At 70.2% G+C, this 6,236-nt stretch carries 6 protein-coding genes; 4 read left to right on the top strand and 2 right to left on the bottom strand.

Going from position 1 to position 6,236, the window contains the following annotated elements; all coding sequences use genetic code 11:
- Positions 1-70: 70 nt before the first annotated feature.
- Positions 71-943 carry a cyclic nucleotide-binding domain-containing protein gene (locus tag D6682_05780; protein ID RMH50965.1) on the bottom strand — a complete coding sequence of 291 codons (873 nt, stop codon included), beginning with the start codon at positions 941-943 and terminating at the stop codon, positions 71-73.
- A gap of 280 nt (positions 944-1,223) precedes the next feature.
- On the opposite strand from D6682_05780, the gene D6682_05775 reads away from it, so the two are divergent.
- Positions 1,224-2,402 carry a 6-phosphofructokinase gene (locus D6682_05775; protein RMH50964.1) on the top strand — a complete coding sequence of 393 codons (1,179 nt, stop codon included), beginning with the start codon at positions 1,224-1,226 and terminating at the stop codon, positions 2,400-2,402.
- A 108-nt stretch (positions 2,403-2,510) separates the two neighbouring features.
- Here D6682_05775 and rpmB read toward each other — a convergent pair whose 3' ends face one another.
- The gene (rpmB, locus tag D6682_05770; protein RMH50963.1) at positions 2,511-2,699 is read right to left on the bottom strand and encodes a 50S ribosomal protein L28; all 189 of its coding nucleotides are present in this window, start codon (positions 2,697-2,699) and stop codon (positions 2,511-2,513) included.
- Between the two features lie 78 nt (positions 2,700-2,777).
- On the opposite strand from rpmB, the gene D6682_05765 reads away from it, so the two are divergent.
- The 3 genes from D6682_05765 to D6682_05755 form a co-directional block, all read left to right on the top strand.
- Positions 2,778-4,784, top strand: coding sequence for an ATP-dependent DNA helicase RecG (locus D6682_05765; GenBank protein ID RMH50962.1), 2,007 nt, complete (start codon positions 2,778-2,780; stop codon positions 4,782-4,784).
- Between the two features lie 84 nt (positions 4,785-4,868).
- Positions 4,869-5,963 carry a TIGR02584 family CRISPR-associated protein gene (locus tag D6682_05760; GenBank protein ID RMH50961.1) on the top strand — a complete coding sequence of 365 codons (1,095 nt, stop codon included), beginning with the start codon at positions 4,869-4,871 and terminating at the stop codon, positions 5,961-5,963.
- Positions 5,960-6,236 (top strand): hypothetical protein (locus tag D6682_05755; protein RMH50960.1); only part of this gene is annotated, 277 nt, incomplete at its 3' end. The genes D6682_05760 and D6682_05755, both read left to right, overlap by 4 nt.

Here is a 6,236-nt window from a genome sequence, read left to right as displayed (position 1 = left end):
GCAATCGATGCATCTCCCCTCCGGGCGGGTCGCCCGGGTCGGGCATTCATCCTTGCCGTGAAGGTGGGGCCTATCCTGCGATGAAGCGCTTGATCCTGCCCGCGGTCTGCTGGGCCAGGGTCTTGATGGCGGTCATCAACGCGACGTGGCCACCGGGATGGAGCTCCTTGATCTTCTCCATCGCCGCCTGGTCGAGCACCAGCACATCCGATTCGCACATGGCGGTGGCGGTGCCGAAGTTGGGCTTCTTGTTGCAGAAGGGGATCTCCCCGACCAAGCCGCCGTCGCGGCGGATGTCGACCAGCATCACCGCGCCGTCGGCATCCTCGGCCTCGACGGCGATCTCCCCCGAGACCACCAGATAGACCGCATCGAGCCTCTGGCCGTGTTCGATCAGCCGTTCACCGGTCTTCAGCGTCTTCAGGGTGATGAGCCGCTGCAGCGATTGCCGCTGTTCCCGCGAGAGGCTGCTGAAGATCGGGTGGGCGTGGAAGAAGGTGTCGACGATGCGGTAGTTCATCAGCTCGGTGAGCCGCTGCTGCAGGGCGCGGTCGACCTCGGTCACCTGGCGTACCGCGCTGTAGGCGACATGGGCCACCTTGGAGTCGCGTGTGGTCACCACGCCGGCGTAGCGGGTCTTGTCGTGGAGCAGGCCGTACTCTCCGAAAACCTCGCCCTTGCCGATGGTGGCGACCAGCAGCCGCTTCTCCCTGCGCATCTTGGTGATGGCGAACTCCCCCTCGATGATGAAGTAGAGCCCGTCGGGCTCGTCGCCCTCACGGATCAGCTCCACCCCCTTGACCAGACTGAAGACGCGGCAGCTCGACTCCAGGACACGCAGATGGACCGGCGAGACCCCCTTCAGGATGGGGAAGCGCTGCTCGTCGAGCACGCCGCTCATCGAGCCGAGCATGATGCCGGAGAGATCGAGGTATTCTTCCACGGTGGAATCGCAAAACGTCCCTCCATGGACCTTTTGCCCGGACGGGATCGCAGGGCGCCCCCCCTTCGATCGCCTCGTGCGACGGCCGTTGCGCCGGTGGCGGCCCGTTGGAGACGGGCCCGCCCCTCCCGGCCAATGCCGTGGTCACGGTGGCAATGGTAGGGGGCGTGCACCGGCAAGTCATCCGGGGGAGCGGAGGCGGAGGGGTTGACCGCATCATGCGCCGGCCCGATCATCGCCCGAGCGGTGCGGATTCCGTGGCAGAAGAGGAGGACGGTTCATGTTGCGGGGCAAGATGGTGATCGGGCAATCGGGCGGGCCGACGGTGGTGATCAACCAGTCGCTGGTCGGGGCGGTGCTGGCGGCGCGCGAAGAGGCGGCGATCCGGGGCATCCTCGGCGCGCGCCACGGCATCGCCGGGATCATGAACGAGGAGTTCGTCGATCTCACCACCACCCCGTCGGAGGCCGAACTGGAGCGGGTGGCGGCGACGCCGGCGGCGGCGCTCGGATCGGTCCGGCTCAAGCCGGGGCGGGAGGAGTGCGCGCGGGTGTTCGAGGTGTTCCGCAAACACGACGTGCGCTACCTCTTCTACATCGGCGGCAACGATTCGGCGGAGACGGCCGACATCATCAACAGGATCGCATCCGAGGCGGGATACGCCCTGCGCACCGTCCACATCCCCAAGACCATCGACAACGACCTGCGGGTGACCGACCACAGCCCCGGATTCCCCTCCGCCGCCCGCTTCGTGGCGCTCGCCTTCCTGGGGGACGATCGTGACAACGCCGCCCTGGCCGGGGTGAAGATCAATGTGGTGATGGGGCGTCATGCCGGCTTCCTCACCGCCGCATCGGCGCTGGCCCGGCAGCGGGAGGGGGACGGTCCGCATCTGATCTATCTGCCGGAGCGGCCGTTCGATCCGGCCCGTTTCCAGGAGGATGTGCGCAGGGTCTACCGCGCCCGCGGCCGCTGTGTGGTGGCGGTGTCGGAGGGGGTCGCCGATGCCGACAGCAACCCGATTGCCACCACCGGCGAGCGTGATTCGCACGGCAACGTGCAGCTCTCCGGCAGCGGGATGCTCGGCGACAGGTTGGCGGCGCTGGCCCGGGAGGCCTTCGGCGGCGAGAAGGTGCGGGTCCGGGCCGACACCTTCGGCTATCTGCAGCGCAGTTTCCCCGGCGTCGTCTCCGAGATCGATGCGCGTGAGGCGCGGCGGGTCGGCGCCTTCGCCGTGCGTCGGGCGGTGGCCGGCGCCGACGGCTCGGTGGCCATCCGGCGCATCACCGACGACCCCTACGACAGCGACTGCTTCATGACGCCGCTCTCTTCGGTGGCGCGCACCACCACCTGCATGCGGGATGGCTGGATCTCGGAGGAGGGCAACGATGTCACCGATGCCTGGCTCGACTACCTGCGGCCGTTGGTCGGTCCGCTGCCCGTCATGGGGCGGCTGTAGCGGTACGGAGGAAGGGGGCGCACCACCGCCGCGCTCCGGTGGGGGCGGCCGGCCGGGTGGATGTGCGGCTTCGGCTGGAGGTGCGGGGGAGGGGCGCGGCCGGCGGGGTCAGCCCTTGGTCACCCTGCCCGAGCGCAGGCAGCGGGTGCAGACCCGCAGGTGCTGCATGCGGCCGCCGACCATGGCACGTACCCGCTTGAGATTGGGGAGAAAACGGCGGCGGGTGGTGTTGTGGGCGTGGCTGATGTTGTTGCCGGTCATCGGCCCTTTGCCGCAGATGTCGCAACGTCTTGCCATGGTTGATCTACCTCCGGAAGTGGCGGCGCACCCTAGCGTCCCGCATCCGGCTGTCCAGATGGAGGGGAGCAGCGGGGGATGAGCGCGCTCTACCGGGCGCTGCTCACCCCGATCGGGGAGCTGGCCGGTGTCGGAGCCCGGCGCGCCGCCCGGTTGGAGCGGGGAGGGATCCGCTACATCGGAGATCTGCTGCTCCATCTGCCCAAGGCCTGTGTCGACGATCGCCGGATCACGCCGGTGTGCCGGCTCGTTCCGGGGGTGGAGGCGCGGGTCTGCGGTCGGGTGGTCCGACGCGACGCGCGCGGGATGGGGCGCGATACGCAGGTTCGGCTCCTGCTGGAGGATGAAGATGGGGGACGCATCGCCCTCAACTTCTTCCATGCCGGTTTCATGCTGCGCGATGCCCGTCTGGCCGTGGGGCGGCGCATCACCGCCCGCGGGCGGGTGGATCAGTGGAACGGCCGCTGGCAGATGGCCCACCCCGAATGGCAACCGGAGGAGTGTTTCGTTCCCGGCTGGCTGCCGCGCTACGCGGTGCTGGCCGGCATCGGGGGGATGCGGCTGCGCGGCCTGCTGGAGCGGGCGCAGCAGTTGCTCGACGACACCGTCGGCACCGAGCGGGCCTCGCCGCTCGACGGGCTGGTCGAAGGCCCGCCGCTGATCGAGGCGCTGCGCCTGCTCCACCGCAGCGACACGACACCGGAGGCGCGGCGGCGGGCGCGCCTCCGCCTCTGCGACGAGGAGGTGCTGGTCTACCTGGCGCTGCTCGAACGGCAGCGTCGGCAGGCGGCCGAACCGGCGCAGCCTTGCTGCGACGAACGGCTGGTCGGCCGGGTGCGCGCCGCCCTTCCGTTTGCCCTGACCGAGGCGCAGCAGCAGGCCGATGCGGCCATCGGCGCCGATCTGGCCTCCGGCAGGCGGATGCACCGGCTGTTGCAGGGGGATGTGGGCTGCGGCAAGACGGTGGTGGCGGCGCTGGCCGTGGCGCGGGCGATCGGCAGCGGTCTGCAGGCGGCGGTGATGGCGCCGACCGAGGCGCTGGCCGAGCAGTTGCACCGCGCGATGGGCGGGCTGTTGGCGGCCGCCGGGATCGAGCCGCTGTTGCTCACCGGCAGCACGCCGGCGCGGCAGCGCAGGCAGGTGTGCGCGGCGCTGGCCGACGGCAGCGCGCCGCTGGTGGTCGGCACCCATGCGCTGCTCGGCGACGGGGTCGCGTTCGCCCGTCTGGGGTTGGCGGTGGTCGACGAGCAGCACCGCTTCGGGGTGCGCCAGCGCTGGGGGCTGACCGAGAAGGGGGCGCATGTCCATCTGCTGGCCATGAGCGCCACCCCCATTCCGCGTTCGCTGGCGCTGGCCCTCTACGGCGACATGGAGCTGACCGTGATGCGTGGCATGCCCGAGGGGCGCAAGCCGGTCGATACCCGGCTGCTCCATCCCTCGGCCATGCCCGAGCTGCTCGCCGGGGTGGAGCGGCTGGTGGCGCAGGGGGCGGGGGTCTACTGGATCGTCCCCTTCGTCGAGGATGAGGAGCTCTCGGTCGATGCGCGGGTGGAGTATCTGCGCGGGCGGCTGCGCGGTGTGGTGGTCGACGGGCTGCACGGCCAGATGAGGAACGCGCGCAAGCAGGAGGTGCTGGCTCGTTTTGCCGCCGGCGAGGTGGATCTGCTGGTCTCGACCACGGTGGTGGAGGTGGGGGTCGACGTGCCGCACGCGCGGTTGATCGTGATCGAGCGGGCCGAGCAGTATGGGCTGGCGCAACTGCACCAACTGCGCGGTCGGGTGGGGAGGTCGAGCGCGCAGGGCTACTGCATGCTGCTGCCCGGCGGTGGGTTGACCGAATCCGGCTGGGCGCGGCTGCGCAAGCTCACCGAGTGCCACGACGGGCTGGCGCTGGCCGAGTTCGACCTGGAGCAGCGCGGCGGTGGTGACGCCGTGGGCAGCCGCCAGAGCGGGGACCCCGGCTTCCGGCTGCTCGATCTGACGCTCGACGCCGAGCGGGTCCGGCGCTGGCACGATGGGATGCCCGACTGGTCGCCGACGCCGGAGATGGTGCGTTTCTGGCGGCCGCTGGCGCTGGAGCGGTAGGAGGTGGCCCCCGGCCGTGGCCGATCCGGATCGCAAGCTTGCGACTGCTGACCACACCGGAGCCTCTCCGGTACGGTTTGCCCCATGAAAAAGATCCTCATCGCCGTCAGCGGCCTCTCGCCGCAGATCCTGACCGAGACGCTCTATGCGCTTGCCCGGCGCGGAGCGTTCATCCCCGACGAGGTCCATCTGATCACCACCAGCGAGGGGGCGGAGCGGGCGCGGCTGTTGCTGCTCTCCGAGGATCCCGGCTGGTACTACCGCCTCTGTCGCGACTACCACCTGCCGGAGGGGGCCTTCACCGCCGATCGCATCCATCTGCTGCGGGATGCCTCGGGCGCGCCGCTGGCCGACATCCGCACCCCGGAGGACAACGGCGCCGCCGCCGATTCGATCCTGGCGGTGGTGCGCCGGCTCAGCGCCGATCCCGAGTGCGCCATCCACGCCTCGATCGCCGGCGGGCGCAAGACGATGGGCTTCTACATGGGCTATGCCATGTCGCTCTACGGCCGGCCGCAGGATGCCCTCTCCCATGTGCTGGTCGCACAGCCGTTCGAGTCGCTGCCCGACTTCTTCTACCCGACGCGCGAGCGCACCATCATCTACACCCGCGACGGCAAGCCGCTCGATGCCGCCACCGCCCGCATCTGGCTGGCCGACATCCCCTTCGTGCGCATGCGCTCGGGCATCCCCGACGCCCTGCGTGACGAGACGCTCAGCTTCAGCGCCGTGGTCGCCGCCGCCTCGCGCGCCTTCCACGCGCCGCAACTGGAGCTCGATCCGGTGTCGCGCACCCTCTCCACCCCGATCGGCTGTTGCATGTTGCCGCCGATCGATTTCGCCTTCTATCTCTGGCTGGCGCGATTGCGCGCCGGCGGCTCCGAGGGGATCGCCGCCCCGCCGGAGGGGGTGGCCGAGGCCGATTACGGCCGGGCGGTGCTTGATTGCTATCGCGAAGTCCATAATTTTTCTCTCCGGGGGCACGACCGGACCGAGGAGGCGCTGATGGGCGGGATGCAGAAGAGCTTTTTCGAGCAGCGCAAGTCCCGCGTCAACAAGGCGATCCGACTCGCGCTCGGCGTGCAGGACTCCCCCTATGAGATCGCGCGCGCCGGCCGGCCCGGCCACTTCCGCTTCGGCCTGCTTCGGCTCGATCCCGCCGCCATTCTGCTGCCGTGACCCTGCCGATCTATCCGCTGCGGCTGCGCTTCTCCACCCCCGACGGGCGGCTGCCACGGCAGCTGCTCGGATCGGCCTGGCGCGGCGCCCTCGGCCACGCGCTCAAGCGGACCGTCTGCATCTTCAAACACGGGGCTTGCGACGGCTGTCCGCTCCTCTCCTCCTGCACCTACCCGCTCTTTTACGAGACCAGGCTGCTCGCCGCACGCGCCGGAGCGCAACGCGGGATGGCCGTGCCTTATGCCCTGGCGCCGCTGCCGGCGTCGGAAGGGG

The organism is Zetaproteobacteria bacterium, from assembly GCA_003696765.1.
Taxonomy (GTDB): domain Bacteria; phylum Pseudomonadota; class Zetaproteobacteria; order Mariprofundales; family J009; genus RFFX01.
Note: the sequence above shows the minus strand (reverse complement) of the source record. Positions and strands in the feature narration are given on the sequence as shown.

Coding starts and splice junctions, on each gene's coding strand:
- D6682_05775 (RMH50964.1), top strand. CDS start 1,224: ATGTTGCGGGGCAAGATGGTGATCGGGCAATCGGGCGGGCCGACGGTG.
- rpmB (RMH50963.1), bottom strand. CDS start 2,699: ATGGCAAGACGTTGCGACATCTGCGGCAAAGGGCCGATGACCGGCAAC.
- D6682_05765 (RMH50962.1), top strand. CDS start 2,778: ATGAGCGCGCTCTACCGGGCGCTGCTCACCCCGATCGGGGAGCTGGCC.
- D6682_05760 (RMH50961.1), top strand. CDS start 4,869: ATGAAAAAGATCCTCATCGCCGTCAGCGGCCTCTCGCCGCAGATCCTG.